Source organism: Janthinobacterium sp. CG_23.3 (assembly GCF_046115965.1).
Taxonomy (GTDB): Bacteria; Pseudomonadota; Gammaproteobacteria; order Burkholderiales; family Burkholderiaceae_D; genus Janthinobacterium.
The window spans coordinates 1-25,237 of the sequence record NZ_JBJXIB010000007.1 but is presented as its reverse complement, the minus strand read 5'-3'; the positions used below and the strand labels follow the sequence as shown (position 1 = coordinate 25,237).

The 25,237-nt window shown below is 65.1% G+C and carries 29 protein-coding genes; 10 read left to right on the top strand and 19 right to left on the bottom strand.

Going from position 1 to position 25,237, the window contains the following annotated elements:
• Window position 1: 1 nt before the first annotated feature.
• A complete protein-coding gene (locus ACFDR9_RS03775) occupies window positions 2-1,729 on the bottom strand; it encodes an acetolactate synthase 3 catalytic subunit (protein WP_026132404.1) in 1,728 nt (575 codons plus the stop codon).
• A gap of 546 nt (window positions 1,730-2,275) precedes the next feature.
• Here ACFDR9_RS03775 and ACFDR9_RS03770 point away from each other — a divergent pair.
• Genes ACFDR9_RS03770 through ACFDR9_RS03755 form a run of 4 tightly spaced genes read left to right on the top strand, consistent with a single transcriptional unit; the run spans window position 2,276 to window position 4,536 of the window.
• Entirely contained in the window at window positions 2,276-2,845 is a 570-nt protein-coding gene (locus tag ACFDR9_RS03770; protein ID WP_017874715.1) for an RNA polymerase sigma factor, read from the top strand.
• Entirely contained in the window at window positions 2,842-3,243 is a 402-nt protein-coding gene (locus ACFDR9_RS03765; RefSeq protein WP_017874714.1) for a DUF3619 family protein, read from the top strand. The genes ACFDR9_RS03770 and ACFDR9_RS03765 overlap by 4 nt, the downstream gene beginning before the upstream one ends.
• 29 nt (window positions 3,244-3,272) lie before the next feature.
• Window positions 3,273-4,019 carry a DUF3106 domain-containing protein gene (locus tag ACFDR9_RS03760; RefSeq protein ID WP_409030124.1) on the top strand — a complete coding sequence of 249 codons (747 nt, stop codon included), beginning with the start codon at window positions 3,273-3,275 and terminating at the stop codon, window positions 4,017-4,019.
• On the top strand, window positions 4,009-4,536 hold the full coding sequence (locus tag ACFDR9_RS03755) for an RDD family protein (protein ID WP_409030123.1): 528 nt from the start codon (window positions 4,009-4,011) through the stop codon (window positions 4,534-4,536). Before ACFDR9_RS03760 ends, ACFDR9_RS03755 begins: the two co-directional genes overlap by 11 nt.
• A 38-nt stretch (window positions 4,537-4,574) precedes the next feature.
• On the opposite strand, the gene ACFDR9_RS03750 is transcribed toward ACFDR9_RS03755, so the two are convergent.
• The 16 genes from ACFDR9_RS03750 to kynU form a co-directional block, all read right to left on the bottom strand.
• On the bottom strand, window positions 4,575-5,321 hold the full coding sequence (locus ACFDR9_RS03750; protein ID WP_409030122.1) for an rRNA pseudouridine synthase: 747 nt from the start codon (window positions 5,319-5,321) through the stop codon (window positions 4,575-4,577).
• Between the two features lie 103 nt (window positions 5,322-5,424).
• On the bottom strand, window positions 5,425-6,459 hold the full coding sequence (gene ltaE / locus ACFDR9_RS03745) for a low-specificity L-threonine aldolase (protein WP_409030121.1): 1,035 nt from the start codon (window positions 6,457-6,459) through the stop codon (window positions 5,425-5,427).
• A 137-nt stretch (window positions 6,460-6,596) separates the two neighbouring features.
• Entirely contained in the window at window positions 6,597-7,508 is a 912-nt protein-coding gene (locus tag ACFDR9_RS03740; protein WP_409030120.1) for a class I SAM-dependent methyltransferase, read from the bottom strand.
• A complete protein-coding gene (iscX, locus tag ACFDR9_RS03735) occupies window positions 7,495-7,689 on the bottom strand; it encodes a Fe-S cluster assembly protein IscX (protein WP_409030119.1) in 195 nt (64 codons plus the stop codon). Before iscX ends, ACFDR9_RS03740 begins: the two co-directional genes overlap by 14 nt.
• A 16-nt stretch (window positions 7,690-7,705) precedes the next feature.
• The gene (gene fdx, locus ACFDR9_RS03730) at window positions 7,706-8,047 is read right to left on the bottom strand and encodes an ISC system 2Fe-2S type ferredoxin (protein ID WP_409030118.1); all 342 of its coding nucleotides are present in this window, start codon (window positions 8,045-8,047) and stop codon (window positions 7,706-7,708) included.
• Between the two features lie 59 nt (window positions 8,048-8,106).
• The gene (gene hscA, locus ACFDR9_RS03725) at window positions 8,107-9,987 is read right to left on the bottom strand and encodes a Fe-S protein assembly chaperone HscA (protein WP_409030117.1); all 1,881 of its coding nucleotides are present in this window, start codon (window positions 9,985-9,987) and stop codon (window positions 8,107-8,109) included.
• 97 nt (window positions 9,988-10,084) lie between these two features.
• The gene (hscB, locus tag ACFDR9_RS03720; RefSeq protein ID WP_409030116.1) at window positions 10,085-10,600 is read right to left on the bottom strand and encodes a Fe-S protein assembly co-chaperone HscB; all 516 of its coding nucleotides are present in this window, start codon (window positions 10,598-10,600) and stop codon (window positions 10,085-10,087) included.
• Between the two features lie 65 nt (window positions 10,601-10,665).
• Complete coding sequence (iscA, locus tag ACFDR9_RS03715) at window positions 10,666-10,989, bottom strand: iron-sulfur cluster assembly protein IscA (protein ID WP_017874702.1); 324 nt, start codon at window positions 10,987-10,989, stop codon at window positions 10,666-10,668.
• A gap of 53 nt (window positions 10,990-11,042) precedes the next feature.
• Complete coding sequence (iscU, locus tag ACFDR9_RS03710; RefSeq protein WP_017874701.1) at window positions 11,043-11,432, bottom strand: Fe-S cluster assembly scaffold IscU; 390 nt, start codon at window positions 11,430-11,432, stop codon at window positions 11,043-11,045.
• Between the two features lie 58 nt (window positions 11,433-11,490).
• Entirely contained in the window at window positions 11,491-12,756 is a 1,266-nt protein-coding gene (locus ACFDR9_RS03705) for an IscS subfamily cysteine desulfurase (RefSeq protein ID WP_409030115.1), read from the bottom strand.
• A gap of 38 nt (window positions 12,757-12,794) precedes the next feature.
• Window positions 12,795-13,271, bottom strand: a complete 477-nt coding sequence (iscR, locus tag ACFDR9_RS03700) for a Fe-S cluster assembly transcriptional regulator IscR (protein WP_026132400.1) — start codon at window positions 13,269-13,271, stop codon at window positions 12,795-12,797.
• A 222-nt stretch (window positions 13,272-13,493) separates the two neighbouring features.
• A complete protein-coding gene (locus ACFDR9_RS03695; RefSeq protein WP_409030114.1) occupies window positions 13,494-14,051 on the bottom strand; it encodes an NADAR family protein in 558 nt (185 codons plus the stop codon).
• Window positions 14,052-14,156: 105 nt separating this feature from the next.
• The gene (locus ACFDR9_RS03690; protein WP_409030155.1) at window positions 14,157-14,948 is read right to left on the bottom strand and encodes a uracil-DNA glycosylase; all 792 of its coding nucleotides are present in this window, start codon (window positions 14,946-14,948) and stop codon (window positions 14,157-14,159) included.
• A 169-nt stretch (window positions 14,949-15,117) separates the two neighbouring features.
• Window positions 15,118-16,224 (bottom strand): porin, encoded by a 1,107-nt coding sequence (locus tag ACFDR9_RS03685; RefSeq protein WP_409030113.1) that lies wholly within the window; start codon window positions 16,222-16,224, stop codon window positions 15,118-15,120.
• 195 nt (window positions 16,225-16,419) lie between these two features.
• Entirely contained in the window at window positions 16,420-17,268 is an 849-nt protein-coding gene (gene kynA, locus ACFDR9_RS03680; RefSeq protein ID WP_409030112.1) for a tryptophan 2,3-dioxygenase, read from the bottom strand.
• Between the two features lie 20 nt (window positions 17,269-17,288).
• Complete coding sequence (kynU, locus tag ACFDR9_RS03675; protein WP_409030111.1) at window positions 17,289-18,539, bottom strand: kynureninase; 1,251 nt, start codon at window positions 18,537-18,539, stop codon at window positions 17,289-17,291.
• 153 nt (window positions 18,540-18,692) lie between these two features.
• On the opposite strand from kynU, the gene ACFDR9_RS03670 reads away from it, so the two are divergent.
• From ACFDR9_RS03670 to ACFDR9_RS03660, 3 genes are all read left to right on the top strand, one after another.
• On the top strand, window positions 18,693-19,172 hold the full coding sequence (locus ACFDR9_RS03670) for an Lrp/AsnC family transcriptional regulator (protein WP_017874693.1): 480 nt from the start codon (window positions 18,693-18,695) through the stop codon (window positions 19,170-19,172).
• 70 nt (window positions 19,173-19,242) lie between these two features.
• On the top strand, window positions 19,243-19,596 hold the full coding sequence (locus ACFDR9_RS03665) for a hypothetical protein (RefSeq protein ID WP_409030110.1): 354 nt from the start codon (window positions 19,243-19,245) through the stop codon (window positions 19,594-19,596).
• An 89-nt stretch (window positions 19,597-19,685) separates the two neighbouring features.
• Window positions 19,686-19,907, top strand: coding sequence for a hypothetical protein (locus tag ACFDR9_RS03660; protein ID WP_409030109.1), 222 nt, complete (start codon window positions 19,686-19,688; stop codon window positions 19,905-19,907).
• Between the two features lie 11 nt (window positions 19,908-19,918).
• Here the strand turns inward: ACFDR9_RS03660 and maiA are convergent, their stop codons facing one another.
• Window positions 19,919-20,563: a maleylacetoacetate isomerase gene (gene maiA / locus ACFDR9_RS03655; RefSeq protein WP_409030108.1), complete on the bottom strand. Its 645-nt coding sequence runs from the start codon at window positions 20,561-20,563 to the stop codon at window positions 19,919-19,921.
• 1 nt (window position 20,564) lies between these two features.
• Window positions 20,565-21,587, bottom strand: coding sequence for a fumarylacetoacetate hydrolase family protein (locus ACFDR9_RS03650; protein ID WP_026132398.1), 1,023 nt, complete (start codon window positions 21,585-21,587; stop codon window positions 20,565-20,567).
• Between the two features lie 144 nt (window positions 21,588-21,731).
• Between ACFDR9_RS03650 and ACFDR9_RS03645 the strand changes: the two genes are divergently transcribed.
• From ACFDR9_RS03645 to ACFDR9_RS03635, 3 genes are all read left to right on the top strand, one after another.
• Window positions 21,732-22,655: a LysR family transcriptional regulator gene (locus ACFDR9_RS03645; RefSeq protein ID WP_017874688.1), complete on the top strand. Its 924-nt coding sequence runs from the start codon at window positions 21,732-21,734 to the stop codon at window positions 22,653-22,655.
• A 174-nt stretch (window positions 22,656-22,829) separates the two neighbouring features.
• On the top strand, window positions 22,830-24,578 hold the full coding sequence (locus ACFDR9_RS03640; protein WP_409030107.1) for an IucA/IucC family protein: 1,749 nt from the start codon (window positions 22,830-22,832) through the stop codon (window positions 24,576-24,578).
• Window positions 24,575-25,180 carry an MFS transporter gene (locus ACFDR9_RS03635; RefSeq protein ID WP_409030106.1) on the top strand — a complete coding sequence of 202 codons (606 nt, stop codon included), beginning with the start codon at window positions 24,575-24,577 and terminating at the stop codon, window positions 25,178-25,180. The genes ACFDR9_RS03640 and ACFDR9_RS03635 overlap by 4 nt, the downstream gene beginning before the upstream one ends.
• Window positions 25,181-25,237 lie beyond the last annotated feature (57 nt).

The following is a 25,237-nucleotide window of genomic DNA, read 5'->3' as shown; positions in this document are numbered from 1 at the left end:
CTTATAAGTCCTCCGAACCCAGCATCATTTCGGAGAGGCCCTTGCCCGCCTTCACCATCGGCCACACGTTCTCCGATTGATCGGTGATAAAGTTCATGAACACCAGCCTGTCTTTCATGGCGAACGCCTCTTGCAAGGCGCCATCCACATCGCCGGGTTTTTCAATTTTCATGCCGACGTGGCCATAGGCCTCGGCCAGCTTCTCGAAGTTCGGCAGCGAATCCATGTACGACTCGGAATAGCGCGAGCCGTAATCGATCTGTTGCCACTGGCGCACCATGCCGAGGAAACGGTTGTTGAGCATGATGATCTTCGGCGTCAGATGGTATTGCTTGCAGGTCGCCAGTTCCTGGATGCACATCTGGATCGAGCCCTCGCCGGTGATGCAGGCAACGGTCGCGTCCGGGTTGGCCATCTGCACGCCCATGGCGTACGGCAAGCCCACGCCCATCGTGCCCAGGCCGCCGGAATTGATCCAGCGCCGCGGCTTGTCGAAGCGGTAATACTGCGCCGCCCACATCTGGTGCTGGCCGACGTCGGAGGTAATGAAGGCGTCGCCCTTGGTGATCTGGAACACTTTCTCGACCACGGACTGCGGCTTGATGACCAGGTCCGAGGTGGCGAACTTCAGGCAATCCTTGCCGCGCCACTCTTCGATCTGCTTCCACCAGGTTTTCAGCGCCGGCGTGTTGACCTTGGCCTCGGCCGCGTCCAACTGCGCCAGGAACTCGATCAGCACGTCCTTGACGTTGCCGACGATGGGAATGTCGACCTTGACGCGCTTCGAGATCGACGAAGGGTCGATGTCGACGTGGATGATTTTGCGCGGATGCGAGGCGAAATGCTTCGGGTTGCCGATCACGCGGTCGTCGAAGCGGGCGCCGATGGCGATCAGGACGTCGCAGTTTTGCATCGCCATGTTCGCTTCGTAGGTGCCGTGCATACCCGGCATGCCGAGGTACTGCTCGCTCGACGCGCGATAGGCGCCCAGGCCCATCAGCGTGTTGGTGACCGGGAAGCCGAGCTTGTCGACCAGCTTGTTCAGCTCGGGCGAAGCGTTGGCCAGGATCACGCCGCCGCCGGTGTAGATCATCGGCCTTTCGGCTTGCAGCAGCAATTGCACCGCCTTGCGGATCTGTCCCGAATGGCCCTTGTCGACCGGACGGTAGGAGCGCATCTCGACCTCTTTCGGGTACGAGAACAGGCACTTGTGCATGCTGATGTCTTTAGGGATGTCGACCAGGACGGGGCCCGGACGGCCGGTTTTGGCGATGAAGAAGGCTTTCTTGATCGTTTCGGCCAGATCCTTGACATCCTTGACGAGGAAGTTGTGCTTGACCACCGGACGGGTGATGCCGACGGTGTCGCATTCCTGGAAGGCATCCTGGCCGATGGCGTGGCTCGGCACCTGGCCGGAGATGACCACCATCGGAATCGAATCCATGTACGCGGTCGACAGGCCCGTGACGGCATTGGTGACGCCGGGGCCGGAGGTGACCAGGGCGACGCCAACCTTGTTCGAGCTGCGCGAATAGGCGTCGGCGGCGTGCACGGCGGCCTGTTCGTGGCGCACCAGGATATGCTGGAATTTGTTTTGCTGGAAAATCGCGTCATAGATATACAGGACCGCTCCGCCCGGATAGCCGAAGACGTGCTCGACGCCCTCTTCCGCCAGACAGCGCACCAGTATTTCCGCGCCTGTGATGGGTAATGCTGCTTCGGTATTCATGAAACATTCCTTTCAAGGTCCATTGGGAGATTGATCGGATGCTCTTTCCTGACGAAATACACGGTACGCAACAGTGCTCCCTGCTTCCCTTCTCTCTGCGGTCACGACGTTTCTTTGGGCACCCGTAGATGCCTTACAAAACGACGCTTAACGCAACTCGTTCGGCTGGAGTTTCTGTAGCGCTTTACACGTACCTCTCGCGCTTGTGGCGCGGGTTAGAGCAAACTGCCTACATATGAAAGCGCGTCTTGCCGCTGTTGGCGTTGTGTGCCGAGCGCGACCAGACCATAGAGCTTCGGGATGTTCAAAGCGTTCCATACGTTACTGCGTCGCACCATTCTGGTCAAGATAAATTGTTGGGAAAGTGCTTTTCTGGTAGCGAACGTCGTAAAAATCATGCAAGAACAGGCGTTTTTTGCTAGCATGCGCTCAGTTCGCAAAACGCCGCCAGCCGGGAGGCTTCCGGGCACCGCCGCCAGGCGCGCCGCCGCCTTCCAGACCAGTGTCCCTACCACCCCGTATCCCCGGCAGCCCGCTCCAGATTGCATGGCAACAGATAAAGAACTATCCAACTTTCTCGAGCATGTCGAGCGGCGCGCCTTCAAGCAAGCCGCCTACGCCGTTCGCAAAGACGAGTCCGCGCTCGACATCGTGCAAGACGCGATGATTAAACTCGCCGAAAAATACGGCGACAAGCCGGCCGCCGAGCTGCCGATGCTGTTCCAGCGCATCCTCCAGAACACCATCCTCGACTATTTCCGCAGAGAAAAAGTGCGCAACGCCTGGGTCAGCCTGTTTTCGGGCATGAAGGGAGCCGGCGACGAACACGAGGACTTTGATATACTGGAGTCGTACGAGGCCGAGCAGGGCTCGCAGGCGTCCGAGTCGAGCGCCGACAAGGTGGAGCGGGCACAAACGCTCGATTTGATCGACGAAGCGGTACAAAAGCTGCCGGCGCGTCAACGGGAAGCCTTCCTCATGCGTTACTGGCAAGATATGGACGTGGCTGAAACAGCCGAAGCGATGGGCTGCTCCGAGGGCAGCGTAAAAACGCATTGTTCGCGCGCAACGCACACCCTCGCAGAATCGCTCAAAGCCAAAGGAATAACACTATGAATACCGAGGACCTGAATTTCGCTTACAAGGTGCGGCACGCGCTGAACGAAAAACTGGACAACTTGCCGCCGTCGACAAGCGAGCGGCTGGCCGCCGCGCGCGCGCAGGCGATGGCGCGCAAGAAGGCGCACGCGCCGGCGCCGCTAGCGCACAGCGTTGCGGCGGGCACCATCGGACGCTTCTTCTCGCAACCCTTCGCCCTGTTGGGCCGCATGTCGCTGGTGCTGCCGCTGCTGGCCATGGGCGCCGGCGTGGTGGGCATCTACCAGTACGAGCAAGACCAGCAAATCGCCGAACTGGCCGAACTCGACGCCGAAGTGCTGTCCGACGAGTTGCCGCTGTCGGCCTACCTTGACCACGGCTTCAACGCCTACCTGACGACGAAACGCGAGCAATAAGGATGGCGAGCAACAAGGTTCGGATCGCATTGATCGGTTTGGGCGCGGCGGCGTTGGCCGGCGCGTCGTGGGTCAGCGCCACTGCGCCGGCCGCCGCGCCGGCCGCGGCCGCGCCGGTGGCGGCCCCGGCCATGCCGACGGCTACGCTCGGCGGCCTCACCGGCGGGCGCGCCGCCGCGCCCAAGACGGCGCAGAAAGCCCTCGTCAAACCGCTCTGGACCGAGCTGAGCCGCCCGCAGCAGGCGGCGCTGCTGCCGCTGGCGGCCGAATGGGACACCCTGGAAACGCTGCGCAAGCAAAAATGGATGGACATCGCCAACCGCTTCGCCTCGATGAATCCGGACGAGCAACAGCGCGTACACGAGCGCATGCGCGAATGGATCAAGATGACGCCCGAACAGCGCCGCCTGGTGCGCGAGAATTTTTCGCGCACCAAGAAAATCGAACCCGCCAAAAAATCTGAGCAGTGGGAGCAATACCAGCAGTTGCCCGAGGACGAAAAGAAAAAGCTCGCCGAGGCGGCCGCCAAAAAGCGCCTGGCCAACGTGCCGAGCGCCACGCCCAACAGGTCCAAAGTCATTCCACCGGCCAAGGCCGGCACCGGCGCAGCGCCTACCGCGCCCGGCGCCGCGCCGGCGGTGGCGCCAACGCCGGCCGGCGGCGCCACTGGCGCGGCACCGGCCGCGGCCGCGCCGCCGCTTGCGCCCGCAGCCAACAGCGCCGTCCCGTCCACCACCACCCCGGCCAGCCCGGTAGCGCCATCCAATGTCAAATAGCAAGCTGAGCATTACCACCCCCACCCTGCCCCGCCGCCTGATCTGCATGATTTACGAAGCGCTGCTGCTGGTGGCGGTGGAACTGGCCGCCGTCTCGGTCTTCCTGCTGCTGACGCAAAACCGCCAGGGGCCGGTCTACGAGCACGCGCTGCAATGCACGCTCTTCCTGGTGACGGCGGCCTACTTCATCCACTTCTGGACCGACAGCGGACATACGCTGGCAATGAAAACCTGGCGCATCAAACTGGTGAAGCCGGGCTACGCCCGCCTGCCGATCAAGGTCGCGGCGGCGCGCTACATGCTGGCGTGGGGCTGGTTCCTGCCGGCGCTGGTGGCGAGCTACGCCTTGCATCTGAGCCGGCCGCAGATGGGCATCGCCTTTGCGCTTGGCATGGCCGCCTGGGCCGGCACCGCCCTCCTCGACAAGAACGGCCAGTTCCTGCACGACAAACTGCTCGGCACCCGCCTGATCGCGCTGCCGAAGCCGGTAAAAACCAAGACCGCCACCACCGCCTGAACTCCGCGGGCCGGCAATAGGCCGCCGGCGCCTTGGCGTCAGAAGCGCTCGAAGCCCTGCAGGTAGCGCCACTGCCCCGACGGCAGCGCCGCCATCGACATGCGGCCAACGCGCAGCCGCTTCATCGCCACCACCGACAAGCCCACCATCCGGCACATATGCTCTATCTGGCCCGGCTGCACGCCCTTCAAGGCGAAGCGCAGCCGCGTCTCGTTCTGCCAGCTCACCTTGATCGGCGCCAGCGGCTTGCCATTGAACGGCAAACCGTGGTTCAGCAGCGCCAGACCGTTCTCGACGATATCGCCGGCCACCTCGACAATGTATTCCTGCTCGATGCGCGCCGCCTCGTCGACCAGCTTGCGCGCCACGCGGAAGTCCTGCGTGAAGATCACCAGCCCGCTGGCCTTGGTGTCGAGCGGATTCGTCAAGGTCAAACCGCCCAGGTGGCGCTTCAGGAAGCGCTGGCCGCTGCGATCGGTTTCAGTCAGCGATTCCTGGCCGAGGCAAGTGAGCGCCGGCGCGCCGTCCCTGCCGATGCCGGCGTTGAAACCCGCCGGCTTGTGCAGCAAAATCGTCACCGGCGGAATCTCCTCCAGCGTCGCGCCGGGCGCCAGCTCGACCGTTTGCTCGGGCGCGACGCGGGCGCCGGCCTCCTCCACCAGTTGACCGTCCACGCTGACCCAGCCGCCCTCGATATACAGCTCGGCCTCGCGGCGCGAACAAGGGAGCGACTCCGCCAGGCGTTTGGCGAGGCGGACGGTGGTATCTATACTGGAGGATGTCATTGAAAGAAAAGAAAAGCTGAGGGAAAGCGCTATTGTAACCGCTCGCGGCGCCCGCTTCTCGCCGGCGCCGCCCTGTAGGCGTCTCTTTTCCCGCCGCTTTTGCTTAGGCTTGCGGCATCTTGAAGTAGTCGGCGACAACGTCGACCAGCCGCTGCAGATCGGCGCGCGACGCGTCCAGGTGCGTGACCAGACGCAAGTGCGGCCCCATCGACACGCGAATGCGCTCGGCCTGCAGCGCGGCGTTCAGCCCGGCGCAGGCGGCCGCCGGCATGTCGACGTAGAGGATATTGGTTTGCGGCGCGCTGACGCTGATGCCATGGATCTGCCCCAACTCCCGCGCCAGGAAGGCGGCGTTGGCGTGGTCGTCCGCCAAGCGCGCGACGTTGTGTTCCAGCGCGTAGTGGCCGGCAGCGGCCAGCCCGCCAGCCTGGCGCATGCCGCCGCCGAGCATCTTGCGCCAGCGTTTGGCTTGGGCGATGAAGGGTTTGCCGCCGCACAGCAGCGAGCCGACCGGCGCGCCCAGCCCTTTCGACAGGCAAACGGAGACGCTGTCGAAGCCGGCCACGGCGGCGCGCAGGCTGACGCCCTGCTTCACGGCGGCGTTGCAGATGCGCGCGCCGTCCAGGTGCGTGGCCAGGCCACGGCTGTGCGCCAGCGCGGTGGCCTGCGCCAGGTAATCGGCGCCCAGAACGCGCCCGCCGATGGTGTTTTCCAAGGCCAGCAGTTTACTGCGGGCGAAGTGAAAGTCGTCCGGTTTGATTTGCGCGGCGATGTCGGCCAGCGCGATGCTGCCGTCGGCTTGGTTGAGGATAGGCTGCGGCTGGATGCTGCCCAGCACGGCGGCGCCGCCGGCCTCGTAGCGGAAGGTGTGCGCTTCCTGGCCAACCAGGTATTCGTCGCCGCGGCCGCAGTGGACCAGCAGGCCGATCAGGTTGCTTTGGGTGCCGGACGGGGCGAACAGCGCGGCTTCGAAGCCGAACAGCTCGGCCGCGTAGTCTTGCAGGCGGTTGACGCTGGGGTCGTCGCCGTAGACGTCGTCGCCCACCGGCGCGGCCCGCATCGCTTCGCGCATTGCCGCGCCGGGGCGGGTGACGGTGTCGCTGCGCAGATCCAGCCATTGCTCGGTCATGCCACTCATGGTTCGCCTCGTTTTTGCGTTTTTCGGGATTGCGGATAGCCGGCGGGCGGCGGCTTGTAGTGTAGCGCAAGACGAGGCGCCAACGAACGTCGGATTAGGCTTCGCTAATCCGACCTACGGGGTAGGCCAGCGTGACGTTATTGCGGCCGTCCGGCTGACTGCGCGGCTTGCGCCTCGGCCACTTTCTCGGCGAAGAAGCGGTGGCCCATTTCTTCCAGGCCCAGCGTTTCAAGCACCTCTTGCAGGCGCTCGGTCGGGCGCTGGCGCGGCAGGTTTTTGTAGCTGGCGACGATCAACTCGTTTTTCATCGAGTGTTCCCAACCGACCAGTTCGGTCACGCTGACCTGGTAGCCGTGCGCTTCCAGTTGCAGGCAACGCAGCACGTTGGTGATCTGGCTGCCGAATTCGCGCGTGTGCAGCGGATGGCGCCACAGTTCGGTCAGCGCGTTCTTGCCCAACGTTTTACCCTTGTTCTTCTTCAGCACGGACGCCACTTCGGCCTGGCAGCACGGCACCAGCACCATGAATTTGGCGCGCTTTTTGAGGGCGAACTGGATGGCGTCGTCGGTCGCCGTGTTGCAGGCGTGCAGAGCGGTGACGACGTCGATTTGCCGCGGCAGCAGGTCCGATTCGGTCGACTCTGCCACCGACAGGTTGAGGAACGACATGCCGGGGAAGTCCAGCTTTTTCGCCAGTTCCTGCGACTTTTGCACCAGCTCTTCGCGCGTTTCGATACCGTAGATGCGCGAGCCGTCGTTCAGCGTCTTGAAGAACAGGTCGTACAGGATGAAGCCCAGATAGGACTTGCCGGCGCCGTGGTCCACCAGCGAGATCGCCGGGTGGTCCTGCTGGATTTCCTTGAGCAGCGGCTCGATGAACTGGTACAGGTGGTAAACCTGCTTCAACTTGCGCCGGCTGTCCTGGTTCATCTTGCCCTCGCGGGTCAGGATGTGCAGCTCTTGCAGCAGGGCGATCGACTGGCCCGGTTTAATCTCGGGCATCGCGGCGAGGTTCGTGGCGGCGTCCGCCACCGGCTTAGCGCGCTTCATCGATCCACGCCGCCTGTATCGCTTCCAGCACTTTTTCGCCGCCGCGGCTGTGGTCGTCGTCGAAACCGTCCAGATCCACCACCCAGTTGTGCAGGTCGGTGAAGCGGATCGTCAGCGGATCGATGTCCGGGAATTTGTCGTACAGCGTTTCCGCGATGACGTTGATGTCACTCCATTTCATGTCGGGCTCCGGTGCATTAGTGGCTGCCTTCGCTGACCTGGTTGATGGTGTACTTCGGAATTTCGATAACCAGGTCGACGTCGGCGACGATGGACTGGCACGACAGGCGCGACACGGCTTCCAAGCCCCAGGCCTTGTCGAGCAAATCCTCTTCCGTTTCGCCGGCTTCGCCGAGCGAGGCGAAGCCTTCGCGCACCAGCACGTGGCAGGTGGTGCAGGCGCACGACTTTTCGCAGGCGTGCTCGATGTTGATGTCGTTCTCGAGCATGATGTCGCACAGCGACTTGCCCGCTGGCGCGTCAATCACGGCGCCTTCAGGGCACAATTTTGGATGGGGCAGGAATACGATTTGTGGCACTTGTTACCTCTACATGTAATGTTCTTGGGGCGCTCGAACAACCAGCCGGGTCGGCCCGTTTATCCGACCTGGTCCAGCGTTTTGCCCTTCAGGGCGCTGCGCACGCTGCGGTCCATGCGGCGTGACGCGAATTCCTCGGTACCGTTGGCCAGCGCCTCGACGGCCAGCTTCAGGCCGGTGTGGTCGAGCGTGCCGGCCAGCGAGGCGGCGATCGCGCCGCGCACGGCGTCCATCAGCGCGTCGACCGCCACGCGCTCGGCGGCGTCGAGCAGGGCGCCGTCCTCGTCCAGCGCGGACTGGGTCGCCAGCAGGATGCGCTCGGCCTCGACCTGCTCTTCGCGCAGCGCGCGCGCGACCATGTCGACGTCGGCCGACTTGTACGAGTCCTGCAGCATGCGCGCGACGTCGTCGTCGCCCAGGCCGTAGGCCGGCTTGACGCTGATCGACGCCTCGACGCCGGAGCGCAACTCGCGCGCCGACACCGATAGCAGGCCGTCGGCGTCGACCTGGTAGGTGATGCGGATGCGCGCCGCGCCGGCCACCATCGGCGGGATGCCGCGCAGCTCGAAGCGGGCCAGCGAGCGGCAGTCCGACACCAGCTCGCGCTCGCCCTGCAGCACGTGCACGGCCAGGGCGGTCTGGCCGTCCTTGAAGGTGGTGAATTCCTGGGCGCGCGCGCACGGTATCGTCGAATTGCGCGGGATGATCTTCTCGACCAGGCCGCCCATGGTTTCGATCCCCAGCGACAGCGGGATCACGTCCAGCAGCAGCCAATCGTCGCCGGCGGCGCGGTTGCCGGCCAGCAGATTGGCCTGGATCGCCGCGCCCAGCGCGACCACCTTGTCGGGGTCGATGTTGGCGTGCGGAATGGTCTTGAAATAGTCGCCGACGGCGCGCCGCACGTGCGGCATGCGCGTGGCGCCGCCGACCATGACGACGCCGTCGATGTCGTCGACGTCGACGCTGGCGTCGCGCAGCGCCTTCTTGATCGCGTTCATGGTCTTGGCGACCAGGTGCTTGGTGATGTCGGTGAAGGTCTCGGCGCTGACGCGCAGGTGCACTTCCTCGCCGGAGTTGAGGACCGCGTCAACCGTCACTTCGGTGTTGGTCGACAGCTGCTCCTTGGCCTCGCGCGCTTTGACCATCAGGATCGCGGTGTCCTCGTCGGACAGCGGCGCCAGCTTTTCCTGCTCGTGTATCCAGCAGAACAGGCGGTGGTCGAAGTCGTCGCCGCCCAGCGCCGAATCGCCGCCGGTGGAGAGCACTTCGAAGACGCCCTTGCTGAGCTTGAGGATCGAGATGTCGAAGGTGCCGCCGCCCAGGTCGTAGACCGCGAAGGTGCCTTCGGAGGCGTTGTCGAGGCCGTAGGCGATGGCCGCGGCGGTCGGCTCGCTCAGCAGGCGCAGCACGTTCAAGCCGGCCAGCTGGGCCGCGTCCTTGGTGGCCTGGCGCTGGGCGTCGTCGAAATACGCCGGCACCGTGATGACGGCGCCGACCAGTTCGTCGCCGAGGGCGTCTTCGGCGCGCTGGCGCAGCGTGGCCAGGATTTGCGCCGAAATCTCGACCGGGCTTTTGACGCCGGCCACGGTTTTCAGCTGCACCATGCCGGGCGTGTCTTGGAAGTCGTAGGGCAGGTTTTCCGCGTAGGCGATGTCGTGCAGGCCGCGCCCCATGAAGCGCTTGACCGAGACGATGGTGTTCTTCGGGTCGGTGGTCTGGGCCGCCTGGGCCTTGTGGCCGATGTTGGCGTGGCCGTTGGCCAGGTAGCGCACCACGGACGGCAGCAAGGTGCGGCCCTCCTCGTCGGCCAGCACCTCGGGGATGCTGTTGCGCACGGTGGCGACCAGCGAATTGGTGGTGCCAAGGTCGATGCCGACGGCCAGGCGATGCTGGTGCGGCGCGGTCGACATGCCCGGTTCGGAAATTTGCAGAAGTGCCATGTGATGTATGCCTTGTGGCTTCTAATTAGTTAATTCGTTAACGCTTGATGCAGCCTGCCGGGGGCCGCCGGCGGTCGCTTCCTACCCGGAGCGACGCTTACGCCTCGATCGCCTCGAACGCGAAGCGCACTTCCTCGCCGAATTTTTCCAGGAACATCAGCGCGCGCACGCCCTGCGCGGCGGCGTCGAAGTGGCCGGCGTCGAGCTGTTCGCCAACCACCGCCAGGCGCGCCTTGCGCTCGGCCTTAAGCTGCGCGTCGAGCGCGTCGAGCGCCTCGACGTTCTTGCCGGCGCGCGCATCGCCGAGTTCCTCGCGCCATTCCATCTGCTGCATCAGGAAGGCCATCGGCATCGCCGTGTTCGACTCCGTCTGCAGGTCGACGCCGTTCAACTCGCACAGGTACTGGGCGCGTTTCTGCGGCTTCTTCAGGGTCTGGTAGGCTTCGTTGGCGCGCGTCGCCCACTGCATCGCGACGCGCTTTTCAGCGTCGGTCGCGTTGACGAAGCGGTCCGGGTGGACCTGGCTCTGGACGTCGCGGTAGGCCGCGTCGAGGGCCTTGGCGTCGAGCGCGAACCGCTGCGGCAGGTGGAATAGTTCGAAGTGGTTTTGCATGGCTACGTCTATCTGTTCGCTACTGGATCAATCAGATGACCGCGGCGCATTAAGGTGTTGGCGTGCTAGATGCGGAAGCTTTCGCCGCAGCCGCAGGCGTCTTTCTCGTTCGGGTTGTGGAACTTGAAGCCTTCGTTCAAGCCCTCGCGCGCGAAGTCGAGTTCGGTGCCGTCGATGTACGGCAGGCTTTTCGGGTCGACGAAGACCTTCACGCCGTGCGACTCGAACACGCTGTCCTCGGCGGCGATTTCATCGACATACTCAAGCTTGTAGGCCAGGCCGGAGCAGCCCGTGGTGCGCACGCCAAAACGCAAGCCGACGCCCTTGCCGCGGCGCTCGATGTAACGGCTGATGTGCTTTGCCGCTTTTTCCGTCAGTGTAATTGCCATTCATTCCTCCGCGCCCGCCGCCGTTGCCGGCGGCGGGTATTAAAAACCAATGCTTAAGCCGCCGCAGGGTGGCGTGTCTTGTAGTCCAGTACCGCCGCCTTGATCGCGTCTTCGGCCAGGATCGAGCAGTGGATTTTCACCGGCGGCAGCGCCAGTTCTTCGGCGATCTGGGTGTTCTTGATCGACAGCGCCTGGTCCAGGGTCTTGCCCTTGACCCATTCGGTCACCAGCGAGCTCGAGGCGATGGCCGAACCGCAGCCGTAGGTCTTGAACTTGGCGTCTTCGATCAGCCCGTCGGCGCCGACCTTGATCTGCAGTTTCATCACGTCGCCGCAGGCGGGCGCGCCGACCATGCCGGTGCCGATGGTGTCGTCGCCCTTGTCAAAGGCGCCGACGTTGCGCGGGTTTTCGTAGTGATCGAGTACTTTTTCCGAGTATGCCATTTTGATGCTCCTAAATTAAAACCGGGGCCGCCGCGCACGCGCCGGCCCGTGAACGCAATTAGTGCGCCGCCCATTGGATCGAATTGATGTCGATCCCTTCTTTGAACATGTCCCACAGCGGCGACAGCTCACGTAATTTGGTCACTTTCGCCTTCAGCAAGTCGATGGCGAAGTCGATGTCGGCCTCGGTCGAAAAACGGCCGATGGTGAAGCGGATCGAGCTGTGCGCCAGTTCGTCGTTGCGGCCCAGGGCGCGCAACACGTACGACGGCTCCAGGCTGGCCGAGGTGCAGGCCGAACCGGACGACACCGCCAGGTCCTTGATCGCCATGATCAGCGACTCGCCTTCGACGTAGTTGAAGCTGACGTTCAGGTTGTGCGGCACGCGCTGGTCCATGTCGCCGTTGACGTAGACTTCCTCGATTTCCCGCAAGCCCTTGGCCAGGCGGTCGCGCAAGCCCTTGATGCGGACGATTTCGCCGTCCATCTCTTCCTTGGCCAGGCGGAAGGCCTCGCCCATGCCGACGATCTGGTGGGTCGGCAAGGTGCCCGAGCGCAGGCCGCGCTCGTGGCCGCCGCCGTGCATTTGCGCTTCGATGCGCACGCGCGGTTTGCGGCAGACGTACAAGGCGCCCACGCCCTTCGGGCCGTAGGTTTTGTGGGCGGTGAAGGTCATCAGGTCGACCTTGCTCTTTTGCAGGTCGATGACCAGCTTGCCGGTCGCCTGGGCGGCGTCGCAGTGGAAAATGATGCCCTTCGAGCGGCACAGCGCGCCGATCTCGTCGATCGGCTGGATCACGCCGATTTCATTGTTGACCAGCATCACGGACACCAGGATGGTGTCCGGGCGAATCGCCGCGGTCAGCTGCTCGATGGTGATCAGGCCGTTGTCTTGCGGTTCCAGGTAGGTGGCGTCGAAACCGACGCGTTCCAGTTCGCGCACGGTGTCCAGCACGGCCTTGTGCTCGGTCTTGACGGTGATGATGTGCTTGCCCTTGGTCTTGTAGAACTGGGCCGCGCCCTTGATCGCCAGGTTGTTGCTCTCGGTCGCGCCGGAGGTCCAGATGATCTCGCGCGGATCGGCGTTGACCAGGGCGGCGACGTGGCCGCGCGCCTCTTCCACCGCTTTTTCGGCGGTCCAGCCGTACATGTGGCTGCGCGAAGCCGGATTGCCGAACTGCTCGCGCAGGTAGGGAATCATCTTGTCGGCGACGCGCGGATCGATCGGCGTCGTCGCCGAGTAATCCATATAGATCGGAAAATGCGGCGCGGTTTCAAAGCGCACTACCGGGGCTGGACCAACGTTTTTTTCAGGGGCATTCATCAAATCACTCCATGCAATCAAGCAGACTATATATTCTCTTAACCCAGCGCAACGTGGTTGCGGTGCATCACCATCACGTTTTGATCGGCGTTCTTTTGTCTCTGTTGGTCGACCAGGTCCTGCAGCGACACAGAATCCAGGTAATCGACCATTTTTTCATTCAAAGTGGCCCACAGCTCGTGCGTCATGCAACGCGCGCCGGTGGCCGCGTCGGCGCCGTGGCAATGCTCCTTGCCGCCGCACTGGGTCGCGTCGAGCGGCTCGTCGACGGCGATGATGATGTCGGCCACCGTCACCTTGTCGGCGCGGCGCGCCAGGCTGTAGCCGCCGCCCGGGCCGCGGATCGATTCGACGATCTCGTGGCGGCGCAGCTTGCCGAACAATTGTTCCAGGTACGACAGGGAGATCGATTGGCGCTGGCTAATGCCGGACAGCGTGACCGGACCCTTGCCCTGGCGCAGGGCAAGATCGATCATCGCGGTCACGGCAAAACGGCCTTTAGTAGTCAGACGCATACCACCTCGGTTCAACTCGGTTAAAATGTCGCTTGTTCAAAAAACGGGCCAGCTACAACCTGATTAGTTGAACGATTTAGTCAAGTATAACAAATCTCGCGCAGGTTTGCCGGAGAGCCCCCAAAAGCCGGCGGATGATGCTCTCGGCATCGGCGCCGCCGCCGGTTAACGTTGTCGGCTTACGCCGTCCCGGCTAAGCCGGCCAACGCACATCGCGCTGCCTCACAGGCTGGCGCGCAGGGCCGCCCGTACGTTCATCAGCGCAAACCCCAGCAAATTCAAACCCTTCCAACTGCCGGGCGAGCCGATCGCGGCGTCGTCGGCGGCCATGCCGACGCCCCAGATCGGATCGACCGGGCTGGCTTCGACGATTACGCTGTTGGCGCTGGACAACAAAAACTTGCGCAGCGGCGGGTTTTGCGCAAACTTCGCCAAGTTGCCGTCGAACACGACGGCTTCGCGCTCGCGCGCCCACCGGGCCGAATCGAAATGGGCCACCTCGCGGCCGAGCTTTTTGACTTCGGCGGGCAGCTTGGCGGCGATGATGCGGCCGGCGATGGCGGCGTCGCCGAACAGCGCCGCCTTGCGCGCCATCATGTAATGCTCGGCGGTCGGATAGCGCACGCCGTCGACGCTGAAGGGGGCCATATACCATTGGCTCAGGCAACTCTTGTCGACCGTCTGCGCATGGCTTGGCGTGTGGCCCCAGAAGCACAGATAGTCGGGTGTGGCGCCGGCGGCGATGGCGGCCAGCAGGTCTTGCGTGTTGTTGATCTTCATAGCGGCCTAGTGAATAGCTTTTTTCAAACCAAGAGCGTAACCCTGGGGGGGGGCATACCCCTGACGTGGCGTGCCCGGAGCCTCGGCGTCGGACCACGCGGTCACTTATCCGACGTGTCCCGCCCCGGCGCGCAGCAGGCGCATCGGCCCGAACAGCGCCAGCATCGCGTCGTTGCCGATGAACGTCAGGTTGTACGGGTGCTCGCATTGCACCCGCGGCAGCAGCGAAGTCACCGGCAGGCGCTTGAGTTGCTCGGCGATTTTACCCCACAGCACCAGCGTCGGCGCCGGCGGCCCGGCGCGTTCGGCCAGCGCCGCCAGCACCACTTGCAGGAACGGCAGCCAAGCCTTGGCGTCCTGTACCGGCGGCACATGGGCGCGGAACACCAGCGCCGCGTTCAGCAGCAGGAAGCCGCGCCGCGTCAGGTTGGCCTGCAATTCGGCCAGGGTCTGGATCGAGCCGTTGCCGCGCGCGTTCGCCGCCACCGGCGCCAGCGCCACGCCGGAGGTATCGGCCAGCGCCAGTTGGCCGTCGGCCACCAGCAGCATTTTCATGAAGTTGCGCAGCGAGGTGGCACGGTTCACCGGCTTCGACAGCCCGGCCTCCGACCACAGGCTACCGACGGCGCCGTCCATGAAGCACACCCCGGTGGCGCTGGCGGCGCGCGGGTACGGCCCCTCCCCCACCAGCACATAGCGCACCGCGCCCAGCGGCAGCGCGAAGGCGGCGAACAGCCGGCCTTCGGTCGGCAGGAAGGCGTCGACGGCCAGCGCCGGCAAATAAGCCGGGTCGGCGGCGGCGAGCGCCTCCAGCCCGCGCAACAGAATCGGGCGCCAGGAGGCGTCGGCTAGCGACAGCGCGTCGAGGATCGGGGCGGGAATGGTGGCGGTTTTCATCGGCGGGAAGGGGGAAAAGAGAAATTGTAGCGCAGCGGCGGCCATAGGCGCGCCGCGTAAAAAGCGAAAAACCAAAGGCCCAGGTCCGGGGTCGGCCCCCAAGGAGCCGACCCCGGCTCTACGCCGTTGGTTTTATGTGAAGCAAGCGGCACTCAGGGAGTGCCACACTTTAGAACGCGTGCGTGATACCGACGTTGAACAGCGTCGAGTAGTCGAACGCGGCGCCGTCGTGGTTGTCGTAGCCGTCGATGCCGAAGGCCGCTTTGCCCTTGTTTTTGATCTTCGCCGCCGACGTGTAGAACGTGGTGCGCTTGGACATCGAGTACAGGTAGCCGACGCCGAACTGGTCGGCGCTGTTGACGGTCGAGTTCTTGCCCTTCGAGCGGTTGAAGCTGGCCAGCACTTGGCCGGATTGGCCCACCGGCGCGCTCAGGCCCAGCAGAAAGTAGTCGGCCTTGTCGACCACGCCGGAGGAAACCGCTTTCTTGGCGGCGACCAGACCGTGGACTTTGACGGCGCCAAAGTCGTAGGTGGCGCCCAGCGCGTCGCTCTTTTGCTTGCTCTTCGGCACGAACGCGTTGGCGCTGTTGTCGTCGATGTGGACATAGCCGACGAACAGCGGGCCCTGGTTGTAGTTGGCGGCGGCGATGCCGAGACGGCCTTCGCTTGCCGATGCCTTTTCACCGGCGCCGTACAGCAGGCTGCCGCTGAAGCCCTGGATGGTCGGGGTATCGTAACGCACGCTGTTGTCGGCGCGGAAGGCGGCCAGGCTCATCCAGCCTTGTTGCACCGCGCCGCCCAGGCGGCCGATCGGGAAGATGCCCTTGTTGCCGGCGTGGATGTTGGCGGACGAACCGGCCAGGCCCACGCCCATCGGATCCACGGTGCCCAGCAGTTCGAAGCCCGGGGTGTCCTGGCGGCCAAGGTGCACGGAACCGAAGCCGCCGTTCAGGCCGACGCGGGCGGCGCGGCCGAACAGGCGACCGCCCTGCTCCGATTTGCCGGTGTCGAGCAACATACCCATTTCCAGCTTGAAGTCGGCGCTCAGGCCGTTGCCCAGATCTTCCTTGCCCTTGAAGCCGAGACGGCTGCCGGCCAGGTTGTTGCCGGCGCTGGAGTCGATGCGGGTTGACGAGCCGTTGTCCTGCAAGCCGCCGTTGTGGCCGCTGAAATGGTTCACCGAAATGTCGGCGATACCGTAGATCGTCACGTTCGATTGCGCCGCCGCGAACGCCGGAATGCTCAGTACTGCCAGTGCTAACAGTGTTTTTTTCATTTTATTGTCGTCTCGTAATGGTCGGTTAGGTGGTGCAGGGCAATGATAACGTCGATTGTTCAGGTCGCCTATACGACTTGGTTCGGGTGTGGCGTTGCTGCAACGCGGCTATAGGGCCGCGCACGACGAAAAAAACCGACGGCGCGACACCGTTGGTTTTGCTTGGGGCTGGCGGCACCGGGGCGCCGCCCGCCGTTACAACTCGGTGCGTACTTCAAACAGCTCGGGGAACAGCACCACGTCGAGCATTTTGCGCAGGTAGCCGACGCCGTCGGTGCCGCCGGTGCCGGCCTTGAAGCCGATCACCCGCTCCACCGTGGTGGCGTGGCGGAAGCGCCAGAAGCGGAACGAGGTTTCCAGGTCGACCAGTTTCTCGGCCAGTTCGTAGAGCGACCAGTACTGCTCGGTGTTGCGGTACACCGTGGTCCAGGCGGCCTTGACGGAGGCGTTCGAGACGGTCGGCTGGCGCCAGTCGGCTTGCAGCCGCGCGGCGTCGACCGGCAAGCCGGCGCGCGCCATCACCATGACGGCTTCGTCGTAGATCGACGGCGCGTTCAAGGCGCCGTCGAGCGCCGCGAGGGCGTCCGGCTTGTGCTGGTGCACTTGCAGGTGGGTCGCGTTTTTGTTGCCGAGCAGGAATTCGATTTCCCGGTACTGGTGCGACTGGAAGCCCGACGAGGCGCCCAGGTAGGGCCGGAACGCGCTGTATTCCGGCGGCGTCAACGTGGCCAGCACGTCCCAGGCGTGGACCAGCTGGTTCATGATGCAGGCCACCCGCGCCAGCATCTTGAAGGTCGCCGGCAACTGGTCGTTCTGGATCGCCGCGCGCACCGCGTGCAGTTCGTGCAGCATCAGCTTCATCCACAGCTCGCTGGTCTGGTGCTGCACGATGAACAGCATTTCATTGTGCTCGGGCGACTTCGGATGCTGCGCCGACAGGATCGTGTCGAGCGACAGGTAGTCGCCGTAGCTCATGGCGTCGCTGAAGTCGAGCTTGGCGCCGTGGTAGTGGCCCGGCGGCGGTTTGTTGAATGGGCATTCCATGTCGGTCTCCTCGTTCTGTTTCAGGTCACCGCGCCGCGGGCGGCGTCGATCTCGTAATCGCCCTCGTCGAGGATGCGTTTCAGCGTCTGCACGGCGCCCCACACTTCGCCATAGCTGGTGTACAGCGGCGTGAAGCCGAAGCGCATCACCTGCGGTTCGCGGTAGTCGCCGATGACGCCGTGGGCGATCAGCGACTGCATCACGGCGTAGCCTTGCGGGTGGCTGAAGCTGACGTGGCTGCCGCGCTGCGCGTGCTCGCGCGGCGTCACCAGTTCCAGGCCGTGGCCGCCGCAGTGCTGCTCGACGAGGGCGATGAACAGGTCGGTCAGCGCCAGCGACTTGCGGCGCAGCGCCGCCATCGACACTTGTTCGTAGACGTCCAGGCCGCATTCCACCAGCGCCAGCGAGGTGATCGGCTGGGTGCCGCACAGCGCCCGGCGGACGCCGGCGGTCGGCGCGAACGACGGTTGCATGGCGAACGGCTGGCGGTGCCCCCACCAGCCCGACAGCGGCTGGCTGAAGTCGCCCTGGTGGCGCCGCGGCACCCAGATGAAGGCCGGCGAGCCGGGCCCGCCGTTCAGGTATTTATAGGTGCAGCCGACGGCGAAATCGGCCTTGGCCGCGTTCAGGTCGACCTCGACCGCGCCGGCCGAATGGGCCAGGTCCCAAATCATCAAGGCGCCGGCCTCGTGCGCCAGGGCGGTGACGGACGCCATGTCGAACATGCGCCCGGTGCGGTAGTTGACGTGCGTGAGCATGAGCACGGCGACGTCGTCGTGCAGCGCGGCCGGCAACTGGTCCCACGCGTCGACCAGCTCCAGGCGGTAGCCGCGGTCCAGCCACTCGATCAAGCCCTGCGCCATGTAGATGTCGGTCGGAAAACTGTCGCGTTCGGTGACGATGGTGCGGCGCTGCGCGCGCGCCGGATCGGCCGCCTGCAACTTGATGGCCGCCGCCAGCGCCTTGAACAGGTTCACCGAGGTCGAGTCGGTGATCACGACCTCGTCCTTGTCGGCGCCGACCAGCGGCGCCAGCTTGTCGCCCAGGCGCGACGGCAGCGCGAACCAGCCGGCGCTGTTCCAACTGCGGATCAAGCCGTCGCCCCACTCCGCCTCCAGCACCTGTTGGGCGCGCTTCAGCGCCGCCTTCGGACGCGCGCCCAGCGAGTTGCCGTCGAGGTAGGTGACGCCGGCGGGCAGCGCAAACTGCTCGCGCAGGGCGGCCAGGGGATCGGCGGCGTCGAGCGCCAGGCAGTCGTGTTGTGTCGTCATGGGAAAAACTCCTGTGGGGCCGGGTGGCTGGTTGGATTTGGTAGGAGTATTTTAGGGGAAGGCGGCGCATTTTTTTCTGCAAAATCGGGCGCTTTTGCGGGCCGATTCGCTATATTATTCGAGTATTACCAGATAAATTAGCGAATAATTCGAATGAACGTCGACGTCATCGATTTAAAAATCCTCAAGGCGCTGCAGCGGGACGGCCGCATCAGCAACCTGAAGCTGGCCGAGACGGTCTGCCTGTCGCCGTCGGCCTGCCTGCGCCGCGTCGGCCTGCTGGAGGAGTCCGGCATCATCCGCGGCTACACGGCGCAGCTCGACGCCGGCATGCTGGGGCTGGAGGTGGAGGCCTTCGTGATGATCACGATGCGCCGCGACGCCGACCGCTGGCACGAGCAATTCGCCGCCGCGCTGCAACACCTCGACGAGGTGATCGGCTCCTACGTGGTGACGGGCGAGGCCAACTACCTGCTGCGCGTGCGCACCCGCAATCTGAAGCACTATTCCGACTTCGTGCTGGAGAAGATCTACAAGATACCGGGCGTGCTCGACATCCGCTCCTATATGGTGTTGCAAACCATGCGGGAAAACGCCGTGATCGGCGAGCCGCCGGCGTCCACCAAGGGGTAAGCGGCGCGGCCGCTCACGCCCGGCTACGCTATACTGTTTCTATCTTTACAACTAAGCAAGGCGTTCAGTGATGAACAAGGATCTCAACCGGCCGCTCGAACCCATACTGGGAATCGCCCTGTACGGTCTGTTTTGGCCTGTCTTCAACGCCATGGCGGTCGGGGTGCTGTCCGAACTGGGCTATGAACTCAAGCTCGGCGGCGGTTTGCTGTGGATGTTGTTCAGCGCGCTCTCGCTGTTAATGGGCGTGCTGTTCCTGGTGATTTTCCTGGTCGGCTTGCGCAAGCCGCACCCGCCATTGCCGTTGAACACCATCGCCGGATGGACGCTGGTGGCGATCCTGGCGAGCAGCGCTTGCCTCAACGCGTCGTGGCTGCGCGGCGATTACTTTTGCCAGAGCGGCGCATGTCCGAGCATGAATTAGCCAAGCGGATGTAACAGCAAGAAGCGGATAGCGCCCGCGGCGCTGACGCGTGAAGATGGCACCGTCCATCCCGCACGAAAGACGCCGCCATGCCAAACCAGAGCGAGTATCGGATTACCCCCGTCAACAGCACCTTCCTGGACCGGGCCAGGCGCGACGGCCTGGACGACCAGGGCCAGGCCGTGGAACGGCAATTCGCCGCCGGAGGCGAGCCGTGCCGGGACGTCCTGCGCGGTGCGCTGCCGGATTTCGTGCTGGCCAGATTCGCCGCGTACGGTTGTTATGGCTGCCGAATCGAGCGATTTTCGTAGGTCGGCTTACGCTACTCGGCGTCCGGCTGGCGCGCCGGGTGCGCGGCGGCGAAGGCCGGGTGCGCGGCGCAGCGCGCGTGGATGCGCGCCACCGTCGGGTAGGCCGCCAGGTCGACTTCGAAGCGCTCGGCGTTGAACGCTTGCGGCTCCAGGCAGCAGTCGGCCAGCGTCGGCGCGTCGCCGTGGCAAAACGCGCCGGTGTGCGGGTCGCGCGCCAGCAGCGCCTCCAGCGTCGCCAGGCCGTCGCGCAGCCAGTGGCGATACCATTCCATCTTCGCCTCCTCCGACACGCCCAAGGTCTGCTTTAGGTATTTCAGCACGCGCAGGTTGGTCAGCGGATGGGTGTCGGCGGCCACCGTCAGCGCCAGCGCCCGCACGCGCGCCCGTCCCAGCGCGTCGGCCGGCAGCAGCGGCACGCCCGGATGGGTCTCGTCGAGGTACTCGAGGATCGCCAGCGACTGGGTCAGCGTGGCGCCGTCGTCGTCCAGCGACGGGATCAGCGCGGCCGGATTGACGCTGCGGTAGCCGTCCTGCAGGTGCTCGCCGCCGCTGCGCAGCAGGTGCACCGGAACCGCCTGGTAAGGCAGCCCCTTCAGGTTCAGCGCGATCCGCACCCGGTAGGCGGCGGAGCTGCGGAAGTAGGTGTAGAGCTTCATGTCAGCGGCGGCCCGGGTACGGCGCGACGCTCTGGTCGATGGCGCCGAAGATGCTGGCGCCGGCCGCGTCGAACATTTCAATGCGCACGCTGTCGCCGAACTTCAGGTAGCCGGTCCTCGGCGCACCTTCCTCGATGGTTTCGTACATGCGCACCTCGGCCAGGCAACAGTAGCCGACGCCGCCGTTTTCAATGCTGGAACCGTGCAGGTTGCCCTGCTTGTTCGACACCGTGCCGGAGCCGATGATGGTGCCGGCGGCCAGTTCGCGCGTCTTGGCGGCGTGTGCCACCAGTTGGCCGAAGTTGAAGGTCATGTCCTCGCCGGCGTTCGGCTTGCCGAACGGGCGCTGGTTCAATGTCACCGTCAGCGGCAGGTGCAACTTGCTGTCGGCCCAGTGCGCGCCCAGCTCGTCCGGCGTCACCGCCACCGGCGAGAAGGCGCTGGCGGCCTTCGACTGGAAGAAGCCGAAGCCCTTGGCCAGCTCGTTGGGAATCAGGTTGCGCAGCGAGACGTCGTTTACCAGCAGCACCAGGCGGACCGCCCGCGCCGCCTGCTCCGCGCTGGCGCCCATCGCCACGTCGGCGGTGATGACGGCCACCTCGGCCTCCAGGTCGATGCCCCATTCTTCCGACTCGGCGTAGATCGGGTCGTGCGGGCCGATGAAGCTGTCCGAGCCGCCCTGGTACATCAGCGGGTCGGTGTAGAACGAGGCCGGCACCTCGGCGTGGCGCGCCTTGCGCACCAGCTCGACGTGGTTGATATAGGCCGAGCCGTCGGCCCACTGGTAGGCGCGCGGCAGCGGCGAATGGCACAGGCGCTCGTCGAACGGCACGGCGTCGGCGGCGGCGCCGGCGTTCAGGGCGGCGTACAACTGCTCCAGTTGCGGCGCCAGCGCGTCCCAGTTGTCGAGCGCCGTTTGCAGGTTGGGCGCGACGGCGGCCGCGCTCGCGTAGCGGGTCAGGTCGCGGCTGACCACGATCAGCGCGCCATCGCGGCTAGCGGTTTTTAATGTTGCGAGTTTCATCGTTATCCTTGTGTTTTCTGGTGGTGTATCCGGCGGCCGGGGCGTACACCGTGGCGGCGGGCTCGCCGCATCGTTTGCACCATTAGAAGCCAGTTCCAGCTATCATACAAACAATTTTTTTCAATCGATTTATCGGATTACCTTATGAGTCCCAGCCTGCGCCAAATGCGCGCCTTCGTCGCCCTCGCCAAAACCGGCAGTTTCACGCTCGCCGCCGAGTACCTGCACGTGACCCAGTCGGCGCTCAGCGGCCTGATCAAGGAACTCGAGCAAGTGCTGGGCGTGCGCGTGGTCGAGCGCAGCACCCGCAAGACCCAGTTGTCGGAACTGGGCCGCGAACTGTACCCGCTGTTCGACAAGATGATCCAGGACCTCGACGGCGCCATGCTCGACATCGCCAACCGCAAGGCCTTGAAAACCGGCGCGGTGCGCATCGCCGCGCCGCAGATGATGTCGTGCACCCTGTTGCCGGAGGTGATCGCGGCGTACCGGCTGGCCCATCCCGCGGTGCAGGTGAAGCTGGTCGACTGCCCGGTCGAGAACGTCTCGGGCCGGGTCTTCAGCGGCGAAGTCGACTTCGGCATCGGCCCGGAGCGCGACGCCACCGCCGAGATCGCCGCGCAAGTCTTGTTCGAGATGCCCTTCGTGCTGGTGTTCCCCACCGGCCATCCGCTCGAAGGCAAGCAGCGCGTCACCTGGGCCGACGTCAACGACTACCCGTTCATCGCGCTGCAGGGCCAGTTCACCGAACGGCTGCTGCGCGACATGCACATCTCGTTTCGCGAACTCTCGCTCAAGCCCTACAACGAGGTGACGTTCATGACGACGGCGCTGGCGATGGTCAGCGCCAAGCTCGGCGTCACCGCCTGCCTGCCCTACGCCGAGCCGATGGTCAAATTGTACGGCCTGCAGATGCGCCGGTTGTACGAGCCGGCGCTGACGCGCCGCTTCTTCGTCTACACCAAGACGGCGCGCTCGCCGTCGCCGGCGGCCGAGAGTTTCATTGCCTTCCTGGTCAAGTTCGTCGACACCCACGAGTGGAACGTGCCGGCGCCGCGCGCCGCCTGATCCCGGCGCGGGCGCCCCGGCCCGCGCCGCCGGTCCGCCATGCCTATCCGCCATCCGCCATCCGACCAACTTAATGCGAATCATTATCATTTGTATTGACATTCATTATGGTAGCGACTAAGCTGCCAGCCTGACTTACATCGCACCATTTCAAACAATCTAGACGGGCCGCCAGTGTCGAACAATCTCTCATTCCTAGCGTATTATCCCGCCGCGAAAGACCGCACGCTGCGCCAATTCATCGAGGCGTTCTGGTGCGAGGGTTTCCTCCAGGGCGAACGCGACGGTGCCACCCTGCGCCTGCGCGGCCGCTCCGACGACGGCCTGGCGCGCGACTACGCCATCGACGTCGGCGGCGCCAGCGCCTTCCAGCGCCTGCGCCTGGTGGGCGCGGTGCGCGGCGCCGACGACAGCGCCGGCGCCGACCTGAGCATTTCCAATGTGGTCAGGGACCTGGTGCGCCACTTGGAGCCGGCGCCACAGGCGCTGGAGCGGTTCGTGGCGGAACTGCAGAACACGGCGCTCAAGCAAGCCTACGCTGGCACCGCCCGGCTCGACGTCACGCTGCAATCGCCCTACCCCTGGCAGGAAGCGCAACTGGGCGGCGGCCACCTGTACCACCCCTGCTTCCGTTCGCGCATGGGTTTTGACGTCGACGACAACCTCGCTTACGGCCCGGAATTTTCCCAGCCGATACAATTGACTTGGCTGGCCATCGACGCGCGCCTGTGCGCGGTGCACGCGCTGGCCGGACTCGACTACACCGATTTCCTCATCGACCAGCTCGGCCGCGCCGAATACGCGCGCCTGCAACGGCGGATCGAGGCGCAGGGCCACGCGCCGGCGGGTTTCCGCCTCATGCCGGCCCACCCGTGGCACTGGCAGCACTGCATCCGCCTGCACTATGCCGACTGGCTGGTCGACGGCCGCCTGCTGTTCCTCGGCGACGGCAACGGCGCGTGGCTGGCGCAGCAGTCGATCCGCTCGCTCAGTTCGCTCGACGGCGAACTGCGCCACAACATCAAACTGCCGCTGGGCATCGCCAACAGCTCGGCCGACCGCATCCTGTCGGACCACCACGTGCACAACGCGCCCATCATTTCCCGCTGGCTCGACGGCATCTGCCGCAAGGACCCGTTTTTCGCCGATGGCGCCCGCCTGGCGATCCTGTCCGAGCCGATCGGCATCACGCTCGCCCCCGCCCAGGCGCGGCCCGGCGCCTACGGCCTGCTGGGGGCGATCTGGCGCACCGCGCCGGAAGCGCTGCTGGCCCCCGGCGAACAGATCTTTCCGATGACCGGCCTGTGCGACCTGGCCGACGACGGCGCGCTGCGCATCGCGCCGTGGCTGGCGCAACACGGCGCCGAGCGCTGGGTCGACGCCCTGCTCGAAGCGGTGGCGCCGCCCTTCCTGCACCTGATGATGGCGCACGGCGTGCTGCTTGAAGGCCACGCGCAAAACACCCTGCTGATCCTGCGCGACGGCCTGCCCTGCCGCATCGCCGTGCGCGACCTGCCGGGCGGCTTGCACTACCTGCCGGGCGATTGCACCGACGAGGCGATGCTGGCCGGCCTGCGCGGCGCGCCGGCCTATCGCAACGCCCTCAACGCCAGCGCCGGCTTCGCCTTCGACCGCATCGAAGCGCGCGACTACCTGCTGGAAGTGCTGTTCTTCATCAACCTGGGCGAGCTGGCGTACCGCCTCGACCGGTACCACGGCTATGCCGAGGCGCAGTTCTGGCGCCAGGCCGCGCGCACCGTCGCGCACTACCAGGCGGCACAGCCGGCGATGGCGCCGCGGCACCGGCGCTTCGACCTGCTGGGGCCGACGCTGCAGATGGAATGCCTGGCGGCGCGGCGCCTGCTGGGCTGGAGCGCGGCGCGCTATCGGAGCGTCGCCAATCCACTCTGCGCGGCGCAATGAGCTTGCTGACCCGGCCGGTCGTGGTGACGGTGGCGGGGCACTTCGGCGCCGCCTTCGCCGCGCTGTGCATGCCGCCGTTCTACGCCTACATCCTGCAAGCGAATTTCTCCTCGCAGTCGCTGGCGCTGGCGGGCTGGTACTTTACCCTGCCGACGCTGGCCGCAGCCGTCGCCAACCCCTTGTGGGGCCGGCTGGGCGACCGCATCGGCCGGCGCGCCTCGCTGATCCGCGCCCACGCCGGCCTGTGCCTGAGCTTTATCCTCACCGGCCTGGCCAGGACGCCGCTTGAGTTCGCGCTGGGCCTGACCTTGCAGGGCTTGTTGGGCGGCACCTTCTCCGCCTCCAACGCCTTCCTGGCGGAACAAGTGTCCGCCTCGCGCCTGTCGACCCTGCTTGGCGTGATGCAAGCGTCGGCCAGGACCGCGCTGTTCGCCGGGCCGGCGCTGATCGGCTTGCTGAGCGGACGCGCCAACCTGCTGCACCTGTTCTTCTACCTCGCCGTGTTTCCGGCCGCCGCCAGCCTGATCCTGTGCTTGCTGCCGGACCCGCCCGCGCGGGCGGCGGGGGAGGGGGGAAAGAGGAACGGGGGGAACGCAGGATGAGAGCGAAGGGAAAAGACACGGGCAGCGACAACCCCAAGCCACCCGGGGGAAAGAATG